Annotated in this window: 14 protein-coding genes; 3 read left to right on the forward strand and 11 right to left on the reverse strand. The window is 45.5% G+C overall.

All coding sequences use genetic code 11. The features are described 5' to 3' along the window. Positions 1 to 153: 153 nt before the first annotated feature. The 7 genes from MH215_RS12765 to MH215_RS12795 all read right to left on the reverse strand — a co-directional run bounded on the left by MH215_RS12765 (position 154) and on the right by MH215_RS12795 (position 15,720). On the reverse strand, positions 154 to 594 hold the full coding sequence (locus MH215_RS12765; RefSeq protein ID WP_239290630.1) for a GNAT family N-acetyltransferase: 441 nt from the start codon (positions 592 to 594) through the stop codon (positions 154 to 156). Positions 595 to 705: 111 nt separating this feature from the next. After that, complete coding sequence (locus MH215_RS12770) at positions 706 to 2,229, reverse strand: glycoside hydrolase family 30 protein (protein WP_239290631.1); 1,524 nt, start codon at positions 2,227 to 2,229, stop codon at positions 706 to 708. Positions 2,230 to 2,351: 122 nt separating this feature from the next. After that, positions 2,352 to 5,057, reverse strand: coding sequence for a beta-glucosidase (locus MH215_RS12775; protein ID WP_239290632.1), 2,706 nt, complete (start codon positions 5,055 to 5,057; stop codon positions 2,352 to 2,354). 540 nt (positions 5,058 to 5,597) lie between these two features. Continuing rightward, complete coding sequence (locus tag MH215_RS12780) at positions 5,598 to 10,571, reverse strand: DUF4132 domain-containing protein (protein ID WP_239290633.1); 4,974 nt, start codon at positions 10,569 to 10,571, stop codon at positions 5,598 to 5,600. A gap of 25 nt (positions 10,572 to 10,596) precedes the next feature. After that, positions 10,597 to 11,016 (reverse strand): hypothetical protein, encoded by a 420-nt coding sequence (locus MH215_RS12785; protein WP_239290634.1) that lies wholly within the window; start codon positions 11,014 to 11,016, stop codon positions 10,597 to 10,599. A 279-nt stretch (positions 11,017 to 11,295) separates the two neighbouring features. After that, a complete protein-coding gene (gene nasC / locus MH215_RS12790) occupies positions 11,296 to 13,425 on the reverse strand; it encodes an assimilatory nitrate reductase catalytic subunit NasC (protein ID WP_239290635.1) in 2,130 nt (709 codons plus the stop codon). 36 nt (positions 13,426 to 13,461) lie between these two features. Next, complete coding sequence (locus MH215_RS12795) at positions 13,462 to 15,720, reverse strand: FAD-dependent oxidoreductase (protein WP_239290636.1); 2,259 nt, start codon at positions 15,718 to 15,720, stop codon at positions 13,462 to 13,464. A gap of 426 nt (positions 15,721 to 16,146) precedes the next feature. Here MH215_RS12795 and MH215_RS12800 point away from each other — a divergent pair, with 426 nt between their 5' ends. Next, positions 16,147 to 17,376: a nitrate/nitrite transporter gene (locus MH215_RS12800; protein WP_239290835.1), complete on the forward strand. Its 1,230-nt coding sequence runs from the start codon at positions 16,147 to 16,149 to the stop codon at positions 17,374 to 17,376. 157 nt (positions 17,377 to 17,533) lie between these two features. Here the strand turns inward: MH215_RS12800 and fabF are convergent, their stop codons facing one another. Further along, positions 17,534 to 18,772 carry a beta-ketoacyl-ACP synthase II gene (gene fabF / locus MH215_RS12805; RefSeq protein WP_239290637.1) on the reverse strand — a complete coding sequence of 413 codons (1,239 nt, stop codon included), beginning with the start codon at positions 18,770 to 18,772 and terminating at the stop codon, positions 17,534 to 17,536. 131 nt (positions 18,773 to 18,903) lie between these two features. Between fabF and MH215_RS12810 the strand changes: the two genes are divergently transcribed. Together MH215_RS12810 and MH215_RS12815 are read left to right on the forward strand one after the other, a co-directional pair. Next, positions 18,904 to 19,767, forward strand: coding sequence for a helix-turn-helix transcriptional regulator (locus MH215_RS12810; RefSeq protein WP_239290639.1), 864 nt, complete (start codon positions 18,904 to 18,906; stop codon positions 19,765 to 19,767). Between the two features lie 194 nt (positions 19,768 to 19,961). Further along, complete coding sequence (locus MH215_RS12815; protein ID WP_056692644.1) at positions 19,962 to 20,636, forward strand: response regulator transcription factor; 675 nt, start codon at positions 19,962 to 19,964, stop codon at positions 20,634 to 20,636. 26 nt (positions 20,637 to 20,662) lie between these two features. Here MH215_RS12815 and MH215_RS12820 read toward each other — a convergent pair whose 3' ends face one another. From MH215_RS12820 to MH215_RS12830, 3 genes are all read right to left on the reverse strand, one after another. Continuing rightward, positions 20,663 to 23,938 carry a response regulator gene (locus MH215_RS12820; RefSeq protein ID WP_239290641.1) on the reverse strand — a complete coding sequence of 1,092 codons (3,276 nt, stop codon included), beginning with the start codon at positions 23,936 to 23,938 and terminating at the stop codon, positions 20,663 to 20,665. An 85-nt stretch (positions 23,939 to 24,023) separates the two neighbouring features. Then, positions 24,024 to 24,329: a PAS domain-containing protein gene (locus MH215_RS12825; protein ID WP_239290643.1), complete on the reverse strand. Its 306-nt coding sequence runs from the start codon at positions 24,327 to 24,329 to the stop codon at positions 24,024 to 24,026. A 79-nt stretch (positions 24,330 to 24,408) separates the two neighbouring features. Further along, positions 24,409 to 26,403, reverse strand: coding sequence for a methyl-accepting chemotaxis protein (locus MH215_RS12830; protein WP_343224580.1), 1,995 nt, complete (start codon positions 26,401 to 26,403; stop codon positions 24,409 to 24,411). Positions 26,404 to 26,760 lie beyond the last annotated feature (357 nt).

Raw genomic sequence — 26,760 nt, forward strand, 5'->3', positions numbered from 1 at the left:
TGAATTAAAAAACAGCAAAAAACCATCTCACTCACGATTTGAGATGGTTTTTAGTTTCTCGCGTTTTTATATTATTCACCCACCCGATTCTACTCCAGAATGTCTTTACCCTCATAGATCACTTACTCTTTCTTGATTAATGTGCCAGCTTGTTTATGAAATCTCCAGATGCAGCAGCGGGAACGGATTGCCAGATCCATCGAGTTCAGAACGCCCAATCTGTACAAACCTCATTTTCTTATAGAATTGAGCTGCCCCAGTATTCTGTTCATTAACATCCACCTTGAGGTGATGTCCTTTGAGTTCGATGGTATGTTGGATCAGAAGACGTCCTACGCCTTGTCCGTGCTGACTTGGATCAACGAATAACATCTCAATAACGTTGTTTTGTAACCCGATAAAGCCGACAGGTTGTTGCTCCGTATCTAGCACTTCCCACACCTCAACTTGTCGTTGCTCCAGTATTTCACCAACCATATCTCGATAGAACTGAATGTGATGCTCTTCCAAAAACGTATGCGTTGCTCGAACAGCGCTCTCCCAGATCCGAACCAACTGCTCATGATCTTGTTCACGATATAAAACGATAACCATCCTTGAATACACCCCAATACGACTAAACTATTGTTTGTGTATTATTGTAACATTCTCAGCATACATCCAATACCTGAGTAATCCAATCTTAATGCAGCTTTCCACTCGCGGTTATGTCTTCCAGCGAAAAGTTACCGCTGACTTCGCAGGCAAGCTGTAGTGAAATTCTGTTCCATCCATCACCACTTTAAACGAGGTATCTTCCTCCCCCGTATTAACTGCAACCATTACCAACGTTCCACCGGGATTGCGAAAAGCAACATTCTCAAGCTTGCCTTGCTCCTGATTGGAATCCACTCTTACCGCTCCAGGGCGAACAAACTTACTGATATGTCCCAATGCATAATACTCTGCATTTTTATCTACCTTGCCACTCTCTGGATCAATTGTGACGACCCCACGGCAATTCTCACAGCCACCATTGGTTGGTCCACCTTGTGGATCTAATGCGATGTTCCAGAGCAACACACTTTGTGCCCAGTTTCGCGGTGCACCAATCATAAGGTTGGACATTTGCCAGCTCAGGTTTTCGCCAAAATCAGGGCTCCAGTCTCCACCACTACATTCCGTAAAATAAATGGACTTGTCCGGAAAACGATCATGCACCTCCGACATAGCAGAAGGATCACCGGCGTAACAATGAAAAGCCGAGCCATCTATATAGGTCGCAGCCTGCTTATCCCCAAGAACTTGATTGGTGTACTCTACACCTTCATCCCAATTATGATCATACGTAATGATTCGGGTGTCTAGCTCTGCCTTTTTCAGTGCCGGACCGAGGTAATCACGTATAAAATGTGCCTGTTCTTCAGCCCCCATACTCATACTGGGATAATTCGGAGAAGTGAATCCAGGTTCATTCTGGAGTGTAATCCCGTAGATGGGTAGCCCTTTGTCTTGGTAGGCTTGAATATATCTCACAAAATATTGTGCATAGGCTTCATACACCTGCGGATCTTCATAATTCAAGTACCAGCCATGTAAGGTCTTCTCGCCATATTTCATCCAGGCCGGTGCTGTCCAGGGTGTCCCCATAATTTTCATATGTGGCTTCAAATGGGTCACCTGTTGCAGCATATCTACGAGCTCCCGATCCTGATCAATTGAGAAATGTTCCATGGTATAATCTGTTCCTGATTCCACATCATCATAGGTGTAGCTTGCAGGCGCACCGGACGCATCTACCGAATAATCGGAAGCTCCGATGGTATGCCTGACCATATCTAGATTTAGTCCCTCAGAGGTAAACAAATCATGAAGCAATTGTTCTCGCTGTTCTTGTGGGAGTTGGTTCATAAGATGTGCTGACGACCCTGTCATGGCTGCCCCAAACCCATCCATGGTTTGATATGTTCTCTCGGGATTAATCGTGATTGTGGCTTCCAGTGGGGATGAGCTAGTTCTTTCACTTTGAAGTAACGGAATCGGCTGCTGCGGGGCAAGCAAGTGTTGCTGATCTCCTGTAGTTAACCAAGCTTCCACCTCGGCATGCATCTGTTCTGCAGATGGAGGGACGGGTTCTTCTCTGAAGCTACGTAATACAAGCCACAGCAACAGTAATATAATGCATATGGCAAATACGATAACAGGCTTCATTCGGCCGCTAAGCTTGTTCCGTAGGAGCACTCTTTTCATCTTATTCACACTCCTTATCCTATCTACTCGAAATTCTTCAATCGTATTGCAGCTAGGATCGTTAGACCTTATTGTAGAAAAAGCCGCGGCCCTAAGGCCACGACTAATATATCTATTACCTTCTATTTACCGGAAGGACTTCCGATATTCACACTACCTGTCAGACGGACATCATCCGAAGCGCTGCCGACATAGATCGATACTTTACCTTTAGGCATGATCCATTCATTCGACTTCTCATCCCAATAAGATAAGGCGCTACGATCTAGCTTGATGTTTACACGCTGCTGTTTACCTGCTTTGAGATCTACCTTCGCCCAACCAGCAAGCTGTTTGGCTGGTGTCTCTACTTTTGTTGGCAGATTGCCTACATATACTTGAACTACTTCGGCACCCGAACGTTTGCCTGTATTGCGCAGGTTGAGAGATACTTCTACCTTTGCGTTATCTCCCTTGCCATTGCTCTTCACATGCAGATTGCGGTAATCAAAGCTTGTATATGACAGACCATGACCAAACGCAAATGCGGGTGATAGCCCTTGCTTTTCATATCCTTTGTACCCTACAAAGATTCCCTCCGAATAGTTTCCTACTCCATTTACACCAGGGAACTGCGCTGCAGTTGATACTGGCGTTTGTTGGTCATCTGCTGGGAACGTTACAGGTAGCTTACCTGAAGGATTCACATCCCCGAACAATACCCTAGCAACAGCGTTTCCTTGTTCCTGACCAGCATACCAAGCTTGTACAATGGATGGCACTTCTTTTTGCCAAGAATCCATCTCGACAGCTCGCCCACTCATCTGTACTACAATCGTCTTCGGATTAGCTGCCGCAACCTTGCGGATCAACTGCTCCTGGTTGTTAGGCAGTTCCAGATCGGAACGGTCTACATAACCTTCACTGTCATACGTACGTGTCACGACAACCGCTACGTCCGATTTTTTGGCCAATTCAACGGCCTTTTCCATTTTGGCATCCACTGCTTCTTCCGGTGCTTCCCAGCCAAAACGAACCTGCGCTCCCATATCATGATTCGACTGTACTGGGAAATCCGTGCGATATTCAATACGAATATTATGGGATTCTCCTTCTTGCAAGGTAATACCCTTCTTCGTTGTGCTTAGAGTTGCACCCTGATTGTCCACAAGAAGCTGATCGTCCACATACAATTTAGCAGAGCCTAGGCTCGTTAGAGATAGCTGATATTCCCCTTTTTTTGGTGCTGTGATTGCACCTGTCCAGCGAGCAGACATTTTGCTGTTAAACTTGGTCGGTGTCACTGGAAGTTTAGAAGACTGTGCATTGAAGCCTTCATAGTTGTAAAAACCAAGATTCATATTGACCTGATTGTCTGTGCGAACAAGTTCAGGGTCACCTTCCATATCTTTATTCGTCCAATATTCTGCATGAAGGCCGAATTCTGCTTGATCTGTCCCGTAGTCCTGCTCACTCTTCTGAGCATTAGCTGGAGACAAAATTGCAGACGGTACCGCAGATGGGCCGTTAAATGCATCCCCTGCTGAGACGGGATCCGTCCCCGCTGCATAATTCACATCAACGCCTTTTCCAGCACGTTTGCGAATGCCTTCCAATGGACTCACGGTATACGTTGGATTAACCAGACTGCTACCGCCTCCAGCTGCAGATGCTGTATCTGCATCCGGACCGATTACAGCAATGGAGTTCAGCTTATTATCGGAGAGTGGCAACATATTATCATTATTTTGCAGCAAAACCATACTCTCTTCTGCAAACTGACGAGCTTTCGCTCCATCTGCCTTCGCATTGATTGTTGTATTCGTTACAGGCTTATCGAACAGCCCTTTATCGAACATTTGAAGCAAAATACGTCTAACCTTTTCATCAATAGTTTGTTCGCTAACCTCGCCTTTGTTCACGGCCTCCAGTAGCTTACTTCCCCATTTACCGTACGGCTCACCTGGTGTTTCCAGATCGAGTCCGGCATTGGCAGATTCAACGGTACTGAAGTTAGCACCATAATCACTCATTACGAAGCCTTTAAAGCCAATCTGATCCTTCAGTATGTTCGTCAGCAACTCTTGGTTCTCACAAGCATATGTACCATTCACCTGGTTAAATGAACACATCGCTGATCCTAGATCGGCTTGTTCTACCACAGCCTTGAACGGTCGTGCATACACCTCTTGAATCGCACGCTCACTTGCTGTTGCGTTGGTGGTAAAGCGCTCCGTCTCCTGATTGTTCAGAAGGTAATGTTTCGCTGTCGCAATCACGGGATTGCTCTGAATTCCGTTCACATACGCTGCTCCCATACCAGAAGCCAGCAACGGATCCTCACCCAGCGATTCGAAGTTACGAGAGCCCCATGGTGTACGTGCAATATCCAGCCCAGGGCCAAGTACTACATTGTGTGTTGTATTATGAGCCTCTTGTCCGATCAGATCACCGTATTTCTTGGCTAGATCTGTATCCCAAGATGCTGCCAGAGCAATTGGCGCAGGCAATGCCGTGGACTTTTTATCCTGAACATCCGGGTTTGCTACCCTCACACCTGCTGGCCCATCAGCCATCTGTAATGCAGGAATGCCTAGACGCTCCAGCCCATCATTATAGAAACCATAATAGTTATTGACTTTACCTGTCACAAACCCAACCTTTTCTTCTAGCCTCATCGCTTGAAGTAACAGTTCGGTACGTTCCTCCGCAGATAAGGATGTGTTCATCCATGGGTGGTCTGCCCCAGATTCTGCGGCGAAGGCGTGTAACGGCATAGCCGCAACCGCCACGATGATTAACACCATAAACCATCGTTTAAGGGAAATTAGATTGAATCTTCTGTTCATGTTGCGCTCTCCTTCTCTCTTGATCATTTGTCTCGTCCACATGCTTGAATACATGTATACAAGGGAATGCAAGCTGACGTGTGCCCAGCTCTTCAAGCATTCAGGTAAGCCTTGCATCTTACGTTCAGAAACGATCGCTTACAAGCAAGCGAGCTATTTCGCTTTCTTACGATAGCTGACCCACGACGAGATTGCATCCCCTTAAATATGGAAACAGGCTGGATAAACGGCTCCTAGTTCCTATGCATCATATGATTTCAACTACTCCTAACAACAAAAGAAAACGAATTAATTACATTTCCGTAACAACTTTTGTACAAAATATTTACTTTTAAAAACAGTCTTATAGGCCCACTTGGATTCTCCTAGTTTATACAATTAATTATCAATATCAGGAAGGATGCTGGTGCCCCTGGGTCCAAGGTCATTTTGAAATCGGATACAACATATAAAATTCATGAATAAGGACATAGAGAAGTAGCCGAAGTCCCTTTTAACAGGTACTTCGGCTATGTTTATGGCTTATACCAAGCTATCATTCTAATTCTGCAATTGGGCAAGAATCTGAGGATCCTTGATTTTCTTATCTTCGGCCAGCAGCATAATCTTGGATAAAATCTCCGCAGTTCTTGGATCTTCATCCAAGAATGGCAGGAAAATTCGTCCACGGTGCTGACTATGCACTGGCACAATGTGAAGCGCTCCTGTCGCTTGCTTGAACACATTACCGCTGCCTAGGTGAACAGCATATTCTCCCAGCTCACCATCAATACGCGCATAATTCCCGTCCAAACGTACATTGCTTATTTTCAGCAAACGCAGAGATTCATTAACGATCACATGACGCATCTCAATTGTCGTCAAGCTTGCTTCTGGATCTACTCCGCCCACATGTGCAATGCTCACAACCAGATCAATATCTCGCATGACCTCAGAGAAGAAGATCGGTGGTACATCTTGTAATGCTACAGGCTTGTACGTCTTGCGATCATAGAATTGAACTGTCTCCAACGTAGGTGACTCCGTATCAGCCGGGGAGAACCAGTCTGCCATCGCATACAGATTAGCAATCAGGTTATGCTCATAACTCACCTTCTGTAGACCTTCTTCATAACTTACTGTCCACTGGCGTCCTTTGAGCAGAGCCACGGTCTTTTGGGTTTGAATCTGATATCCAGCATAGCGCCGGGATACAGTACCATTCGCCAGTTCATCCTCATTAGGCAGATACAACTCTCGGAATACTTGCTTGAATGGCTGCCGCTCCTGACGGGTGAATAGATCACGTTGGAACGTACTCCATTGACCACTGTTGTACAGATGTAACGCATGTGCAATCAACAGCTCATCTTGATCTGTCAGCGGGTGGATAGAGCCTTCCTGATCCACGTTAATTAGACCACCTGTCGATGCATCGAATCGACCTACGTATTCACCGGTCTTAAATACAAGGTTGCTCACTAAAGGTCGAAGAACTGGATTCTGGAACAGACTCGAAATCTCTTCACGGGTAAAAGCAGTCTCTGATGTCATAGAGCGTTCAAGCTCCTGTCTGGCTCTGCGATACTGCTGTACCAGGTCTGATTTTAACTCCTTCAATTCAGTAATATATCCATCCTTCTTAAATCTTGCAGGCACAGACTTAAGTGTCTTTCCTTTGCTGATCAAGACGAGATCTGGCTGCCCTTCTTCATCAATGACCAATTGTGCTGTCGTCGTCTCATCAAGCTCATGAGGCTCGAAATAAGACTTCATCTCATCTAGCTTGCGGGCTTCCATATCCCAGATCAGACGGGTGATATCGGCATAGCCTGCATTTCGAGCAAGATTACCCAACGCAATCTGGGATGCAGCTCCCTCGCTAGCACGTCGCTGTGCTCCGAATTGTTTACTCTGCATTAGAAACTTCTGAATGAAGTCATACCGTTCACGTAGGTCGTGCTCCCGCTCTTCAGCAAATGGAATCAGACTGTATGTCAACAAATGATCCTTGTTACGCTTCTCTTCAACAGACTTCCGCATATCCTCGAGGCGCAATTTCCCTAGAGCAGCATCTGCAAACAATTGCGATCTGCGATGATTAGCTCCACCTGATATATACTTGGCACAATCATATAACAGGTTGAAACGTTCCTCACCTACAGCTGCGTACGCTTCTTCAAACCAAGCAATATCAAAAGCGCCATCGTTGAACTCTTGTGGGGAAATTGGAGAATAATGCGCCACAATCGTTTCTTTCTCCGCCGTAAAGCTCTCGTTAATGTGAGCATGGAAGTACCATGCTGCGCTACGCAGCCCATCCCAGCCTAGATATTTCGCCACAATCTCCATCCACTGCGGCGCGTACATCGCTGCCTCAAGCAATTTTTTCTCCTGAATTGGATACCGTTCTAGCAGCTCGCGTAGAAGCTCTTCATTCTCACCATCTCTTGGATGACATTTCTGAATTAGATAGCTGAATGTTTCTTTGCGTGTCGTGTTATTCCCATAACCATAAATATAACCACGAACGAAGGTGTCCTGATCCATTGCGGAGACAAGATGCACCCAGTACTCCATGCCTTCAATTCGATCAAGCTTCATCGCAAGTGTGCTAACTTCTGTGGATAGCTCGCCCCGTGTTAATTCAATCTCCACAATACGGTTAACAACGGTATCCCGTATAAGAACCAGCGCTGGATCATCCGCAACACCCTCGGTACGGCTATACGTTAAATCTCGAATGAAGCCATGGCGATCTGCCCCCGTCAACAATTGTTGATAGATCTCCTGATCATCAATTAAATCTAGTTTGTAAGCACGTAAAAAGTCTTCCAGCGATAACAAGTTTAACGGATGTGTATCTTTAACAAGGTTCTTCAATTGATAGGCTGTCTGGAAATAACGCTTAAAACTATGGTCATCATAGATTCTGCCGTGTACAAGGTAATTCCATGAACCGGTTAAGATATGAAGCATACCCGTTTCCTTCTCCAACTGCTCCTTCGGCATACTCGCTATAATAAATGCCCATGCCTTCTCAGCAATCTCGAATGTATCTGCCTTGTCACTATCCTCAAAAGCAGCTGTAACGATCGCTTCCACTTGCTCGGAATACGTCAATTTCTTAAACAGTTCCTTCAACTGCTCGATATAAGATAGAGGGTAAATGTGCTCTGCAAACGCCTTGCGCCACCCCTCCAGCAACGGAATCTTTCGCAGTTCATCATATTCATATGCCTGACTATAATAGCTGTAGTGGTCGTCCAAATTTTTATTCAGATCGTGGAATCGCATGCTGAAAACGAGCTGTAGCAATTCCTGGTGATCCAGACCATTACGCTTAATGAATTCCCCCCACACCTCATGTAATGGGAATTGCTCCATTAAAGGCATTTCATTACGTTGCGTATAAGGAACCGTCGAGCGTAGGTTAGCTCCAACCAGAAGTGTTTCTTTGTAGCCCGCGTAATACTCCACTTCATATTCCACATCTCTATGCTCATGCACCAACGCATCAAGCGCACCCAGGAATTGTTCCGCCTTTTCCAAGGAAAGGGTGAACATCTCCTTCACATTAAAGTTACCAAAATCACGATGCTCTTCAAGCAGAGGCTGCTCCCGTGAAGGGTCGAACAAACCAAATCCATTCGCAGCGGTATACTGACTATTCTGCTCGTTCAACTTATCCAGCAACTTCTGCTCTTTAGCTGTCGGCGCTGTGATCAACTCCGCTAATGGCTGTAATTGGTTTTGTTGTGATGTTCGCTCCGGATCGGATGCGATCTCTGTCAACAATTCAAGCGCACCTAGCCGCTGCAACTCACCTTTGGCAGTTAGAAGCCGTTGCAACGCACTCTCAAGCTCATCTACAGGTTGAAGTAAAAGCACCTGTATGACCTTCTGGCGTAGTGAACCGGTCTTCAATTTGAGCAAAGCCTCAAGTTGCTTCATTTCCTCTGTCGTTAAGGTGAGTTTCTTCAGTTTAAGAAGCGCACTTTCACGGTTCGTCATACTTTTATCCGATAAACTATCGAGAATAAACTGTCGCTGTACCTCCTGTTGAGGATCTTGTAAAAATAGAGACAGAAGCTCCCCTCTCAGATCGGCGCTGAGCTTGTCTTTTAACGCAACCACTTCGCTAACCCATTCCGGATCCATATCGTAGGCTGCTAGATAGAGCATCTTCTTCACGACATCATCCGCATCAATACGATACTGAACAAATTCAAGAACGCCTGACGGCCCTCCCGCTCCTGCCTGAGGAATGACGTCTAACATCTGTTTGAATAGTTCAAAATCCCGTCGCCGTACAGCTTTATCTGAAAATACAGGTAGAGGCCAAACATTCACTCTGCGCTGATGATCTCCATCGTCAAACCGACCCCAGTCATAGGTGTACATCGCGTCGTAATTTCGGACAATCCAGTGCATTAGTTCCATGTCATGTTCACCAAGATACTGACGTGCCAAACTCAATCGCAGCTCTCGGTTCTGGCTGTTCGCAAGCACATATTGAGCCACAATCTGTTGATATAATTGGCCTTGATCCATGATCTGGATCACCTTAGCGCCCAATTCGCTCTCTTCAATTACTGCCGTAGCCCAGAGACTAATAAACAGCTTGTTTGCGTTATCATCCAGTTGCCATGTTGCGCGTACCTCAGGATCAACTAGAGCCTCGTGAGCCTGCGTTATAAGCTGGGTCGCAACTCGTTGATTTGCCGCTTCAATGCCAATACCTGTCCAGACAGCAAGCGCACGCACCACCGAGCTGAACCGGATCATATTGTTGTCGATGATGATTTTTAATATGTATATATACGCCTCAATCGTACCTTCATCCATACGCTCTACGATACTCTGCCGCAGTCCCTCCTGCAGTCTTGCAGCAACCAGTAGTTCACCCACCATCTGATACGCTTCGGTCTGGTTACTCAGTACAATGCCTTTGATCATCTCGCCGCTTAACAGTGCGTTCTGGTTGTCTCCATAGATGATGTCATGTAATGCCTGCTTCATTTCGCCGTTATCATGATCCAGCTCATAGGCGATGCAATCAGGGAGCACCCATCGGATTTCGTATTGGTAATCGAACTTGTATTCACGAAGTGACACATACTCGGTCAGAGAGAATGCACGGATCTCCATACGGAATAGTCCGACTAGCTTGCGTAATACTTGACCCATATGTAGTGCGGGGTCAGATGTACGGAACGGTCTGCGTTCATAGTTACTGCTGTATGGATACTTCGATGCTTGCTCCGCAATATAACGGAACCGTGCACATAGTTGCTCACTCGCCACATGTCCCAGTATGTCTAGAACAGGCTGGAACAATGGCCGGCCAGTGTCTGCCGCCAGTTGTAATAAGGTATGTCGCATATTTAAATAGAGTTTTTCGTCTTCACGCAAATAACCTAATCCAGCCAGTTCTACAACATAAGCAGCCAGCTCATGCTGTTCCTCAGGCAATGATGCAGCCTTTTCCCGTAACTCGTTCAGATATCCCTGTTCCTGCTCTTGCTGATTCATCTAATTCTCCTCCTTGAGATACGTCCTACCACAAACGACCGGCAAGCATGGTGAACCGGATAAAGACTAGCTCATCACCCTCACGCAGTGTTAACGGCTCATCCAATTGATGTACTTCTTCTTCATTAACAAACACTTTATATAAACCATCTTCATGTGCTAACACGGCCGTTTCAATCGCCTGCTTCAATTCAGGAATCCCTTCATTATTAACCGCCCCAAAGCCCACTTTCCCCGCAGCTCTCTGGGATTCAATCTCTTCAGGCATAAGGTATGCAAGCCATTCTACCTGATTTTTCTTGTCCTCTAGTGCCTGTACTTGCCGAGAAACCATGTTGCCGATGAGTTGTCTCAGCGTGCCCGTTGTTTCCGGAAGTTCGGTAGCTTGTTTGGCGAGAGCAGGTTTTCGTTTACCCAAGCTCTTGACTGTGACCCATACGTTCACTTCGCCGCCCCCTTCCTATCTATTAAATATATACATTATCTCATTAATAAGTCCTTGAGTGCCAACTACGGAACTAGATTATGAGTCTACCTTATCAAAATCAAAATAATGCGTACATATGTACCCCTATTTATTATGATAACCAAATCTTTCTTCACATACATGAGTCATTTCTCACGTTTTATATGAAACCTATGAACTACCTCATAATCTAGCAAAAAATAAAGAAGGTCCCCTCTTTTCAAGGAAACCTTCTGATCAGTTACACAAAAATGTATATCATACCAAACGCAAAGGACGGATCGTAACCGCTGCCGTCTTGAAGCCGGGCATACGGCAATACGGGTCCAGTTCAGGTCTTGTAGCTCTATTCACATTCTGAATGCCGCCCCAGTGCATCGGTACGAACAACGTATCTTCACGAATATGCTCCTTCACTCTGCTTCGAACCGTGAAGCTACCATACACAGATTGAACCTCTACCCATTCACCATCCCGAATGCGGTGACGAGAAGCCGTAGTTGGATGAAGCTCTACAAAATTCTCCAGCTCGCGAGCTTCAAGCGTCGGGCTTCGATGCGTCTGTACGCCGGTAAGATAATGCGGAAGCACACGGCCATTCGTAAGAATTAACGGGAATTCTCGGGATACTTCATCCCAACCTGGACTCGTCTCTGCAGTAAAGGAGGCTCTGCCGTCGGCGTGAGCAAAGCGTTCAGCAAATACTAATCCTTCTCCCGTGGTCTCCACTGACGGGCAAGGCCAATAGATTCCTTTTTCATAACGTAGACGTTCATACGTGATTCCATAATAATCAGCAACGCCTCCCCGGCTGGCTTCTCGCAGTTCATTAAAGATCTCCTCGGCAGACTGAAATTGAAAATACGAACCCTTGCCCATCTCCGCAGCGATGCGACATAAGATGTCCCAATCATGAAGCGCCTCACCTGGTGCTGGTATGCCTTGCTCACGAAGAAGAACACGACCTTCCAGATTCGTTAATGTCCCCTCATTCTCCAGATAAGCCGTAACGGGTAACACTACATCTGCCATCCGCGCTGTATCCGAGAGGAACATATCTGCCACGACTAGAAAATCCAGCTTACGCAGTCCTTCTTCCACCAAACGTACATTAGGATTCGACACCACTGGATTGGAGCCCATCACGAATAGACCACGAATCTTCTGATCATGAACGAGTTCCATCATTTCATAAGCAGAGACCCCTTTTCCCGGTAAACTCGCTGGATCTACACTCCACACGGATGCAACATAGGCACGATCTTGCTCATTCTCAATTGAACGATAACCTGGTAATTGATCGGCTTTCTGACCATGCTCACGACCACCCTGACCGTTACCCTGACCAGTGATTGCGCCATAACCACAGCCGGGTTTACCTATATTGCCTGTCGCGAGCACCAGATTCAGAAAATGCCGAACCGCCATATGTCCATCAGTTTGTTGTTCAACCCCACGGGCAGTCATAACCATTGCGGTATCCGCCTGACCATAAGCAAGTGCAGCCTGACGAATCTGTTCAAGCTCAATCCCACACTTGGCAGCAGCCTCTACCAGATCCATAGCCGCCAGTTCCTGTTGTAACTGTTCAAATCCATGAGTTCGATTCCCTATAAAATGATGATCTACATGACCTGCATCTATAATTATTTTCATCATCATATCTGCCAACAACGCATCCATTCCTGGTTTAACCTGCAAATGAAGGTCAGCGATCCCCGCAGTTGCCGTCTTACGTGGATCAATCACGATAATAAATGCTCCATTTTCTTTTGCCTCATTAAAGTAAGGAAGGAGTGTCGGCTGACATTCGGCAATATTCGTACCAGCCAGCACAATACAACGTGCGAGCGGAATATCCGATAAACGAAACGTTAGCCCCCGATCCATGCCAAACACCTTGCTACCTGCGGAGGCTGCGGCCGACATGCAGAACCGACCATTGTAATCGATGTACCGCGTACCCAAACCCACTCTTGCGAATTTGCCGAGTAGATATGCCGTCTCATTGGTAAGAGAACCGCCACCGTACACCCCAAGTGTGTCCGCGCCATACTGCGCTTGCAGATGGCTGAACCGTTCAGATATGAACTGAATTACCTCGCTCCATGAACTGGTCACAAGTTCACCATTCCGGCGAATCAATGGATGCAGCAAGCGTTCTTTGCTGAGCGCATGTTGATGTGCATTCATGCCTTTGACACATAAGCGCCCTTGTGAAGCATTATTCGGTACACCTTCCACGATATATTCCGCTCGACGTTCACTTGTAACTGGCGCTGCCACTTCGCTCACCTTCATCTTACATTGCACACTACAATAGGGACACTGCGTTTCCTGTACATGGAGCATTGAAGCTTTCTTCTCTGCATTCATAGATGGTGTCATCCTCATCCCGCCATTCCACTAAAATGATCATTCACATCATTTCTGACCTTGTACAGCCGTCCTTCCATATGATGAAACTGTTTCCCGAGCATCCGATGTACTCGCTATCTCGGCGTTCTTTCTAATCACCAGCTCACCCTGCAACTGATAATCCAGCAGTGTCTCTCGAATCGACATGAATCCTAGTCGCTCCGACCATGCCCACATCGATTCGTCAAATCGCGCTGTCTGGCGATACCACTGGAGACACGCCGAGGTAAGGCGCACTGCATCCTCTACCGTTTCCACAAGCCCTAACAATCCACCTTGCTTAACCGGCTGCTCTGCATGACCGCCAACATATACCTCCCACCCAGCAGGAGAAGCTTGCAGACCTAAATCTTGAACAACAGGGCTAAGAGGTGACGACAGCCTTGTAGCTACCGCAATTCTAACTGGAGCAGGCATCGCCATACCTCTCCACGTCAAACGAAGTCGTTCAGTTAAGAGCCCACCCATATCAGACCCCGAAAGAGCATCATACATAACGTCATCACTGTACACTAGAGTTCCATGAACTTGCCCTGTCCCGTAAACACCCCATTCACGATCCGAGTTCATACCCGCAACTCCACGTTTTAGTACTTGTGCATAATAACGAAGTGCTGGTTCGCAAACCTCACATCCCGATGCTGTTTCCCAGCTCAACCTTTGCAGTAATAGATTCTTCTCTGACTCCCCATCGGTTCCATTTTGAATATCCAATGTCAGCTCGACCGAATATATTTGCTCACGATACATCTCTTCCATCGCACTCTTGAGTCCATCATGTCCCAGCGTTGTACAGCCACATATCGGTAGCTCCTTCTGATCCACTTCGGTATCCGCAGCAGTACTCGCGCCGCTGCCGTTCTTCTGGAGATTGTGCGTGTGCTTCACCAGAGCTACGACCATGGGACGACATCCACCACATGAGCCGGATGCTTTTGTTCGCTCCTTAACCTGATCCGCATTCTGTAACCCATGCTCTCGGATCGCCTGCATGATCGCCAATTTGCTAACATTGTTGCAAGCACATACTGTGTCCTGTGCAGGTAATGCTGCGGCCGCTTTTTCCGCCGGATCAGGTTCTCCATCACGTGGTCGTAACTCAGCTACGTTAGCTCCCCGTTGAACAAGACTGAGTAATGCAGTTCCTTCCGTCGTATCCCCAAACAAAATAGCCCCTCGAACCTTGCCTGCTTGCATAAGCACCTTCTTATAGGTCCCCTGAACACCATCCAGTATCTGTATTGCTGTCTGCATGCCTTCACCGCTAATGTCTCCTGCGGAGAATACATCCACCCCAGATACTTTCAGTTGCGAATACGGAATTGAGCCTGCATACGCTCCCGTTTCCTGCTGGCATAACGTACGAGCTAGAACCTTTCCTTGTTCAAACAATGGTGCAACCAGTCCATAACTAATCCCCCGATGCTCCGCACATTCACCAACCGCATATACATCTTGAACACTGGTACGCATATAATCATCAACAACAATGGCACGATTGGTATAAATCCCACTCCGTCTAGCTAACTCGACATTGGGGCGAATACCTACAGCTACGATCACCACATCCGCTTCGAGCCTCGAACCATCCGTAAAAGCTAAACCTTGCGCTTGGGATCTGCCCACAATTTTCTGAGTGTTCTTAGATAGAAGAAACTTCATCCCCTGACTCTCCAATTCCCGCTGTAACATATCCGCGGCTTGGGCATCCAACTGACGGTTCATAATATAAGGCGCGTTATGAACGATAACCGCATCCATACCAAGATGCAGAAGTCCTCGAGCGGCCTCTAGTCCAAGTAAGCCACCACCAATGACAGCAGCCTTGCCGCATTGCTTCGAATATTGAGCCATTCGTGTACAGTCATCCACTGTTCGAAATGACATTACTCTCTCTTTATCTACACCCGGAATCGGTGGAATGAATGGGGATGATCCTGTTGCTAGAATCAGGATGTCATATGATTCCTTCATTCTCGATGCTGTCTCTACATATTTCTCCTGCGTGTTGATTCCAGTAACCGTCTCTCCTGTATGAAGCCGAATTCCATGCTGGTCATACCAGCTCCAATCGTTAAGAATGATACCCTGCACCGTATGCTCGCCTTGCAGAACCTTGGACAGCATGATCCGGTTATAGTTAGGCCTTGGCTCATTACCATAAATCACAATGTCATACGTATGTGGAGCAATGGCGATGATCTCCTCGATGCACTTCACGCCAGCCATACCATTTCCGATGACCACCAGCTTCTTTTTATCCATGAGCTACCCCCTACTCGTTCACATGCTGATAAAAAAACAGAAAAATCCCTTCTCCATCATTCGGAAAAGGGCACCGTTGCCTCCGGAATTCACACGCCATTGTGTGAATTCATATTAGATTCAGATTAAGTTAAAATTTAAATGATGTCAACAAATTTAACACAAAAAGAAGGTGGGACATTAAAAATTAGATAATTTTAAATTTCATGTAATTTTTGTTGACATACTCAAATTCCTTTTTTATAATTTGAATCAAAATCACAGTGCTGTGATCCTATCGGGTGCGGAAACACAATGACGTGTTACGCCAGTCGGCAAAGAGGCCGCAAATCGTTCAATGAACTGGACGATTTGTGGCCTTTTTCTATTGGATCACACACCACGTGTAAGAAACATTTTCAATTGGATGAGGAGCGATGATGGATGATGGAGAGCAAAAGTTTTTGGAAAAGCGGGCATAAGCCTACCCTCTTTGGCGCATTTTTGTATTTTGATATCAGCTTTATGATCTGGGGTATGCTTGGTCCACTGGCCGTTGTCATTGCCTTGGATTATCCGATGACCCCCCTAGAGAAGGCTAATCTCGTGGCACTCCCTATTCTGGGCGGCTCAATTCTTCGACTTGTACTCGGATTTATGTCCGATTATATTGGCCCGAAACGAACGGCTCAGATTGGTATGATTGTCACCATTATCCCCTTATTATTAGGCTGGTTATGGGTAGAATCACTAAGCCAGTTATATGTGGTTGCACTTTTGCTCGGTGTAGCAGGTGCTTCATTCGCAGCGGCCTTGCCACTTGCAGGACAGTGGTATCCAAAGGAACATCAAGGACTTGCCATGGGGATTGCAGGAGCAGGGAATAGTGGAACCGTTCTCGCTACATTGTTCGCTAACCGGTTAGCCACTCACTTTGGTAGTTGGGAAGTCGTATTTGGTCTAGCGATTATCCCAATCGTCATTGTATTTATCCTCTTTTCCATCTTCGCCCGTAACAGTCCGAACCGTCCTGAACCGAAGAAATTATCTCAATACGGAAGCTTGTTGAAGCAAAGAGATGCTTGGGTGTTCTGCGCGTTCTACTGTGTAACCTTTGGCGGTTTCGTTGGATTATGTAACTATCTGACTATCTTTTTCAATACTCAATACGGACTGTCACCTGTTCGTGCAGCAGATATCACTACCTTTTGCGTTATTGCAGGCAGCTTCTTCCGACCTGTTGGCGGCTATCTGGCAGATAAAATCGGCGGGACACGCATGTTAACCTTCCTCTATACAGGAGCATGCATCATGCTAGTAGGTGTATCTTTCATCCCTCCACTTCCCGTAGTTGTCGTTATGTTATTCCTAGGCATGATGTGTCTTGGTGCCGGCAATGGTTCAGTGTTCCAATTGGTTCCTCAACGGTTTGGTAATGAAATTGGACTCATGACCGGAATTGTTGGTGCAGCCGGTGGACTTGGTGGATATGCGCTGCCTCTCATACTCGGCCAGTTGTATAGCTCTTATCAATCGTACACGCCGGGCTTTGTCATCCTAAGTCTGATTGCTGCAGCATCCATGTTGTTGGTGCTGGTTATGCAATCCAAATGGCGTGCTCACTGGTTGAAAGGCTCCGTTACGAAACAAGCGGATGCTCCCTCCATGTCCTCCTAGTGACATCCTAAGTTATGTTGCAGCATGGCATGGCATGGTACGAACGCTCTACACACCAAAAAAACAGCGACTGCCTTGTGGCAAACGCTGTTTTTTTTCGTTTGGTGCTTGAATGTTACTTCCTTACTTCGTTAGTTCGTTAAGGATCTTCAACAACTTAAGCCTTATACTTTTGGAACACTAACACTGCATTATGTCCGCCAAAGCCGAACGAATTGGACATCCCGATGCTCATGTTGACTTCTCTAGCTTCATTAGGGACATAATCTAAGTCACATTCAGGGTCTGACTGTTCCTGGTTAATTGTTGGTGGAATAACCCCATGTCTCAACGTCTGGATTAGAGAGATCGCTTCCGCACCACCGGCCGCACCGAGCATATGCCCAGTCATCGACTTATTCGCAGTCACAGGAATTCGGTAAGCCGTTTCGCCAAATAGCTTCTTGATCGCCCGGGTCTCGGAAAGATCACCTGCTTCTGTGCTTGTCGCATGTGCATTAATGACATCCACATTCTCAGGTTCGAGCTGAGCATCCTTCAATGCAGCCCTCATCGCCAAAAATGCACCTCTTCCTTCCGGGTGGGTGGCAACCATGTGGTATGCATCTGAACTCGCGCCATATCCAACAACTTCAGCCAGAATATGAGCACCTCTAGCAAGGGCATGAGTCAGCGACTCCACCACAACGATTCCTGCACCCTCAGCCATAACGAAGCCATCTCGCCCTGCATCAAACGGACGACTCGCTGCCTTCACCTCTTCATTACGCGTAGATAATGCCGTTGCGTTAGCAAAACTCGCCAAAGCGACCTCAGTCACAGCAGCCTCCGTGCCTCCTGCAAAAATAACATCAGCTCCGCCATGTCGAATTAACCGAAATGCCTCTCCAATCGCGGTATTACCGATAGAGCAAGCGGTCACTGGCGAGAGCGTTGGCCCCCAACAACCAAACCTCATGCTGATCATCGATGCCGCCATGTTCGAGATCATCATGGGCACAAGGGTAGGACTGACTCTTCCCGGACCTCGCGCAGTAAGCAGGTTGCTCTGCTCAACCAAGGTTTGAATTCCCCCAATGCCGGAACCAACATACACACCCACTCGCTCTCGCTCTAGCTTCTCCAGTTCTAGACCCGATTGCGTCAAAGCCTGTTCTGCTGCTGCAACGGCAAATTGGGTGAAGCGATCCATACGGCGAGCCTCTTTACGTCCGAATTGCTGCTCCCCATCAAAATCTCGAACCACACCAGCCATTTTAGATTTATGTTGTGTCATGTCATACGTATCAATCATTGAAATTCCTGATTTACCCTGAACGAGGTTATTCCAAAATGGTTCCACATCATTTCCCAAAGGAGAGATAATTCCCATTCCTGTAATTACAACACGCTCCATCTTCTTTCCCTCCAGCATGTATACAAAATTAAGTTCGATTTAATATTGTCATGGGTGTTATCCTATTACAAGTTGTTGTTTATCCTAGTATAATGACCACTAGGATATTGGATTAGATGGAGGGTGAATTCGTGAATCATGACGCCAGGCTTCAAGCACTATCCTCTTTTATGAAAACCCAGCGTGCCAAAATATCGCCAGAATCCGTCGGCCTTCCTGCAGGCACGCGGCGAAGAACACCTGGTTTAAGACGGGAAGAAGTAGCTCAACTTGCTGGGGTAAGTACCACTTGGTACACCTGGCTGGAACAGGGACGGGATATTCAGGTATCTCATTCCGTGTTGGATAATATTTCGACGGCCCTCAAGTTAACGCCCGATGAACGCAAATATTTGTTCTCGCTAGCATTGGAACATCAAGCTGCAGCACATATTGCGGAAGAAGAACCATTGCAGATCAGTCCACCACTACAACGGATTCTTCGCGATCTGGAGCATTGTCCGAGCATTATCTCTGATCGACGATGCTACATTGTTGGCTGGAACGATGCAGCGAGACATGTATTTATCGACTTTGACCTCATTCCACTTGAACAACGCAATATGATTCGTCTGTTATTTGAACGTAAGGAGTTCCGCAGACTTGCGGTGAACTGGGAGCATTTTGTTAGCGGCTTTCTGGCGATATTCCGTGCCTATTATGGTCAGTATGTGGAGGATGAATGGTATAATTTGTTTTTGGAGGAGATGATGGATCAATATCCAGACTTTCGCACACTGTGGAAACAGAGTAGTGTCAGCAGCGCCCCTGACGTTCTCATTGAGTTTAGACACTCTAAGGCAGGTAAAATGTTATTTGACCTTACATCCTTGCAGATTCATGGCAGTTCTGACCTGCGCTGTAGCATCTATACACCGGCAGCGGACACAGCAACTGAACAGAAGCTTATGCATCTCATGGAACGTGATCCGAGGAACCTCGGCGGCTCAGTATAACCTGATTTGATGCTACATTTACACCAGCATGGCTCTAGCCAATATCAAAATCAACTAGGATGAAAACTACATTTCGGAAAGCGTCCATCCTATCCTTGACATCATCCCCTCGTAAGTATAGATTATCAGGTAGATTAAGGTGAATTTAGGACAGTTAGCCCACTTCCACATTGTGGATTTTAGAAAGGAACATCATGACCAAAGTGCTTATAATAGAAGACGACAATATGTTAGGTGACACATTATCCCTATATCTTCAAGGGGAAGGATATGACGTAATTCGTGTCGATAACGCAAGAGATGGTCTTCTACAGCTTCAAGCGCTGCCTGATATCATTCTTCTTGATTTAATGCTCCCTGACCTGGGAGGTAAGAACCCTTGTCTGCTCATTCGAGAGCATACAACCACACCTATAATCGTCATCTCATCATTAACCGATATCTCTGAACGAATTCGTTCCTTATCGGATGGAGCCGATGATTATGTATGTAAGCCCTTTAGCATGCAAGAGCTCAAAGCACGCATAGAAGCTGTACTGCGCCGAACGGCAATACATCATAACTCCATCATGTCTAAAGAGCAGCCAGGAATCTCTCTTGATTTGGAACGCAGAACGATTCTGCTCAATCATCGGAAGATTGAAACTACATTTTCTGAATTTGAAATCATGAAATTATTTGTACTTAATCCAGGCAGGGTATACAGTCGCTATGCCTTGATTGAAGCCATTCGGGGTTTGGATGCCTATATTAATGATCGTACCATCGATGTTCACATTGCAAAATTACGCAAAAAAATTGAAATCAACCCAAAAAACCCCCAATACATCCATACCATCTGGGGGGTGGGATATAAGTTCACACCTTAATGTGAACCATCATCTATCGTTTTGTTTCACCATGGCAAAGACGTAGTAATCACATCTATTTCTTGTTGCACCTTCTCTAGTTGTGCAGCCACATCAGCTCTAGGTGACAGATTAACTAAACATGTCTCTAGTTCAAGAACAAGCTCCAATAACCTTTCGGCATGCAGGTTTGCAGCAACACCTTTGAGTGAATGAACATTGCGAATGGCATCATCCAGCCGATGATATTGAAGCTGCAACTCTACCCTTTTCTGAAACAAACTGTACTCCGCCTTAAACTTCGTAAGCGCATATTGTAAGATATGCGGCTTATCGCCCATCTGTTTGATGGCCTGCTCCACATGCATACCCCTGATCTCTTTCATACCTCTCAGGTTGATCCATAGTGATAATTTCTCTGCTATTTGTTGCTCATTGATGGGTTTAAACAAGATGCTATTCATACCCATTTCAAGGTATTTCTCATAATCGCTTTGTAACCCATTTGCCGTTAGAGCAAGGATCGGCGTATGATCATACCGCCTAATCTGACGGATATGACGTGCTGTATCGAACCCATTCATTTCAGGCATATACAGATCCAACATAATGAGTTTCCATCTCTGTTCATCCAGCTTCTTCATGACCTCTTGCCCATTAGCCGCCAATGTGACCTCAAACCCCATATGTTCGAGTGTTGCACGTATGGCGAGTTGATTAATTTCATGATCTTCTGCCACAAGAATATGTCCCTTATGATGTATCTGCGAATCAACTAAATCATAATCGCCCCTTTGTTGCTCTATTGACCCATTTCCCTGAAGGGTAAGCAACGCTTCGAACAAGCCTAGACGAGTAATCGGTTTGAACAGCATGAGATCAGGGCGGCTTAAATTTCCCTCTTCCCAGATATCATGATCGCTGAACGGATGGGTATATCCGACCACCTTAACTTTTGATCGATCGAGACTATCGATAAAGCGGTTCCAATCCGTCCCGTTACCCGTCTCTATGATGTCCATATCGATCATAAATACCGAGTATGTGCCATCATGATCGGAAGTAAACTCACGACCTGCTGCTATCTCAACTAGTTCAGGATATAACACTGCATGGACACCAAAGGAATGCATCATTTGAATCAAGCTTTCACCCAGTCGTTGATTGTCTTCAATGATCGCCGCACCCATCAGAGGCTGCAGTTGAGGATACATGTGAAGGAAGAAGTTCTCTTCCGTATCCGCCAAATCCATTACCAACTCGAAGGAAAAACGACTATATGCCCCTTGTACACTATCCACTTGTAAGATTCCTCCTAATGAGCTTACCAAATGATAACAGATGGTTAAGCCCAGACCGGAACCTCCATATTTACGATACGTTGATGGATCTCCCTGTGTGAAGGGTACAAATAACCGCTCCATATGTTCTGGTGCTATACCGATGCCCGTATCCTCTACAACAAACCGAACAACGGCCTGCTCAGTATCCAGCGATATGAGCTCAGCCGTAACAAGAACATGACCATACTCTGTAAATTTGATTGCATTGCTGAGTAAATTCAGCAGAATCTGTTCAAGTCTCACCGGATCACCGAATACACGCAAAGGCAGATCTGGATCTGTATTGAAGATAACATCAATATTTTTGTAACCCACTGCCGCGCCCGCTTGATCAGCAATACCTTTGAAGAAATTTTCTAGAGAAAAGGGGACTCTCTCAATGGTAAGCTTGCCTGCTTCGATTTTGGAAAAATCGAGGATATCATTCACTAAGGTAAGCAGGGATTGAGATGACGTATTTATTTTATTCAAATATTCCATTTGCATGGTGTTAAGACCTGTACGTTGAAGCAATAATGTAAAACTGATGATGCCGTTTAGCGGGGTGCGAATCTCGTGGCTCATCCATGCGAGAAAATTACTTTTTGCCTGACTGGCCTCGTCAGCCTTCAAGCGTTGAACCTGATCCGTAATATCATGAAATACACCCTTGATACGTTCTGATGAGTTAACAAGCTGAACTGGATGTAAGTGCACCCGATAATGTTGTAGCTGTCCATCTCCAAGCCTCAGGCTAAGCTCCATCTCTTGAGAAGACTGATTATACAAGGATTGTTGCAATAGTAATGACCAGCTCTCCAGTTCCTCAATTGTAATCAAGTGCTCAAGCTGCTGTGCGAAGACCTGCTCCTTGCTGGTCTGAAGCGCATCGAGAAACCTCTGATTCACCGACACAATGCGTTTATTTGCATCAAATCCGACAAACCAATCCTGTGAGACACGCTCCAACGTTCGATACCGCTCTTCACTCTCCTGAACTCTTCGCTTCACGGCATGATGTTCCGTAATATCAAGTCCGTGACCAATGATATACTTCACTTCGCCGTCTTCCAGTAGAGGCTGTATTTTCACAATTGCATAATAACCCCTATATTCAAACTCATAAAACAAGGACTCTCCTTGCCAAGCCCGCTCATATTGTTCATTCAGAAAATCCATTTTTTCCTTAGGTAAAAGGCTCGTTCCTCCTCGTTTGTTTTTTTCCATTACGTTTTTCATGTCCAAGCCCATGCGGGAGAGCATCTCTCCTTCTAATACTAAATATTCAAAATTAGTGTTCCGCTTCTGTATTTTAAAGGCAAAGCCAGTCTGCATACGCAGCATCTCTAGCATTTCCCGATCTTTCTGAATAACAAGTAACCGATAGTTATGATTCTGATTAAGATAATGCAAAAATAACGAAACTAACAAGATACACGCACTCTGAAACGATAAATGAATGCCCAAAATGGGCAAAGACAGTGACTGTATTTCGCTCACAGTGAAGATATACACCGAGTTCAACAGCACTGCTCCACATATCCATTTCAGCACAAAATGCCTAACATACTTGAAGATCAGACATATGATAACGACAAATAAAATTTCAACAATTAAAAATTGCAAATTACCGAATTGAGGGGTAACACCAATAACCAATCTGAGGCTTAACATTAACGCAAAAGTGACGAATGCAGAGAGACCTCCACCAAAATATGCGGCTAGAAAATAGACACTCGCTCTAAAATTTAACAATGAACCGTCGCTGATTTGAACACTAAAATAATATAAAGCCGTGCCAAGAATGCTATAAAGAACACCAACAAACATACGATGCACAATGAATGAAACACGCTTCGTACTCGTCTGGTTTAGATAATAATGTGTGAGAAAAACGAAGATCAGAATCAACGTAATATTCAGTACAAGATCGCGCAGCAATAGGTCACCGTCCAAATCGCGGATTCTGGTATGTGCATTCATGAATTGAGCTGGATTCACGTTTGCAGCTTCCGAGTAAACAAATCATATTATGCCAATCTATCTTAATCAATTAAACTATTTTTAATCTTACCCAAACGACGCCTCACTCACACAAATCATTGAAAATACTAATATAAAAGAGTGAATCATCCAAATAAACAGAGGTGATTGTCACTTCTGCTTCCCAAACCTCTTGATCGGTTCTTGCAATTTGTGCAACACCAGACCAGGTCTGATTCCCTCTCCAATGTGTATTAATGTCTAAGCGAGCAGGCTGACCAACCATATGCTCCCTAGTCCAACCTGTTTTGGCCTCATAGATGGAGTTCACCTCCAGAATTACACCATGTTCATCAGTAATCATGACCGCATCCTCTAACAATAAAAATGTTTTAAGTTCTAGTTGCATCGAAAATACCTCCTCTTGATGTAACATGATGTAAACTAACTTATCCCTTCGGAGAACACTCCTACATCCTATAAGAGTTTTAATATTTGAATTTCTGGATCACACCTTGTAGATGCTCAGCCATGGACGTTAAGCTTCGCGCTGAAGATGAAATCTCCTCCATCGCTGCTAGTTGCTCCTCTGACGAGGCCGCAACTTCTTCGGACGTTGCCGCATTAGCCGAAGCAATGCCTGCCAACTCTTTAGAGATCGCTGCTACTTCCTGCACACCTGCTGTAATCTGCTGTGACGTCGCTGCAATCTCTTCAATCTGTGGTGTTGTATCTCTCATGCTATTCAAAATATATTCAAACTTCTGAATCGCTTCTGTTGAGATGGTCATACCATCACCAACCTCTGTAGTTACCTTTGCCATCATACGAACCGAGGCAGCCATATCCTCCTGAACAGCATTCGTGAGAGCCGTAATTTCGCTCACAGATTGTTGGGATTGTTCCGCCAATACGCGCACTTCACCCGCTACGACGGCAAAACCGTTACCGTGTTCACCTGCACGAGCAGCTTCAATCGATGCATTAAGGGCAAGCAAATTCGTCTGCTTGGCTATGTTACCGATCAGTTCTGTAATTGCAGAAATCTGGTTAGAACGTTCATATAATGCCTGAATCAATTGATTGGTCTCTTCTACCGTGTCCTGGATGGAGTGCATCTGGCTGACGGTCTGTTTGACCGCTTCCCCGCCCTCTTCCGCCTGAACGGTTGTACGCTTCGCTAAGTCGGCCACACGCATAGAGCTTTCGGAAATACGAGTAATGCCTACCGTCATTTCGTTCATCGCGCCATGATTATGTTCGATGCCACTTGTCTGTCTTTCTGCACCACTCGCAATTTCCTGGATAGCCCGTGCAACCTGCTCACTGGCGGCACTGGTGGATTCTGCACTCTGTGTCATTTCCTCTGAGGAAGCAACAACTTCACTTGCGCTTTTCTCAACATTTTGAATTAACAATCGCAGATTGCCCTGCATTTTTCCAAACGCATCACTTAGCTCACCGATCTCATCATGACTTGTACTAACAATCGTCTGGGTAAGATCCCCCTCGCTCACTTGGATCGCTTGGTCTTTCAGACGGCGAATCGGTCGAACAATAGAACGCATGACCAGCACGATAATGACGCAGCCTACGATAAGACAAGCGGAAATGATAATAATCATCCGATGCAAAATAGGCGCAGCCGCAGTGTCGATTTCAGAGGCATACATCGTTCCAGCCACTTTCCACTCTGTCGATGCGTTAGTATCGAAATACATAATTTTCTCGTCTTGTCCCAGTGTATAGTTGAATTGCCCTGATGCATTCTCGTACACCTGTGTCCACAGATCCTCTGTCGCATCTGTTCCAGCAGGCTGAGTTGGATGATAAATATACTTTTGACTGCTATCCAGCAAAATCATATATCCTTCTTCCCCTACCTTAATTCCGCTAACCAAACCACTAATGTCGGTCAAATCCAGATCCAGCTCTACCACACCAGATCTGTCACGAAGCGCCTTCGCAATGGTGATGGTAACATCGTTCGTTTCAACAGAAGTATATGGATCACTTACAATAACTTCATCCGGGTTTCCCATCGCTTCGATATACCACGGTCTTGTTCTTGGATCATAGCCATCCGGCATTTCACCGTCAGATGACATGAGGTACACACCGTCCTCCGTCCCCAGACCAATGGTAATAATATCTGGATTTTGCCCGGCATAGTCCTTCAATTCATCCACAATCGATGTCTCCGCATCTTCTTGACTCATTACTTCTGTTAGCTTATCTGCATAGAATTCGATGTGACTACGTTTAGCATTTATCACAATATTAATGGTTGAATTTGCTAGATTAACATTCTCTATCGCACTATGTAAGATTTGTTTCTCTATTTCAGCTCTGGCATTGTTAAATGCTAATATGCCAACCAAAAACGAAGGTATGACCAAAAAAGCGATTAATGACAACGCTAGTTTAGCCTTAAAATTTTTATGAATTTTTGTAAATGAAATCAACTTCCTCTTTTTTCTCACCAAGTTTCTCTACCTCTTCCAACATATATTTAGTTTAGATTATTTCTTTCCTTTAGATTTTCGTTCTACTCCTTTCTTCTAACACATGACAAGGCTCGGTCTGCTAGACGTACTTCATCCAATTACTAAAAATAGGTCTAACAACTATAAAACGACACTTTTTTCATCAAAAATTCTTTCGAATTTCGCATTCCCTAATGCTAAAGAACTATTTTTCAAGTTAATTATAAGAAAAAGTTATTAAATAAAGTAAATTAGCGATATGACCAAAATGTTAACTTTTTAAACACATATGAAGAAAAGTGTCTATTACTCAACAGCCAACAAAAAAGACCTGAGCATCATCGCTCAGATCTT

It is taken from the genome of Paenibacillus sp. ACRSA (genome assembly GCF_022346845.1).
Taxonomy (GTDB): domain Bacteria; phylum Bacillota; class Bacilli; order Paenibacillales; family Paenibacillaceae; genus Paenibacillus.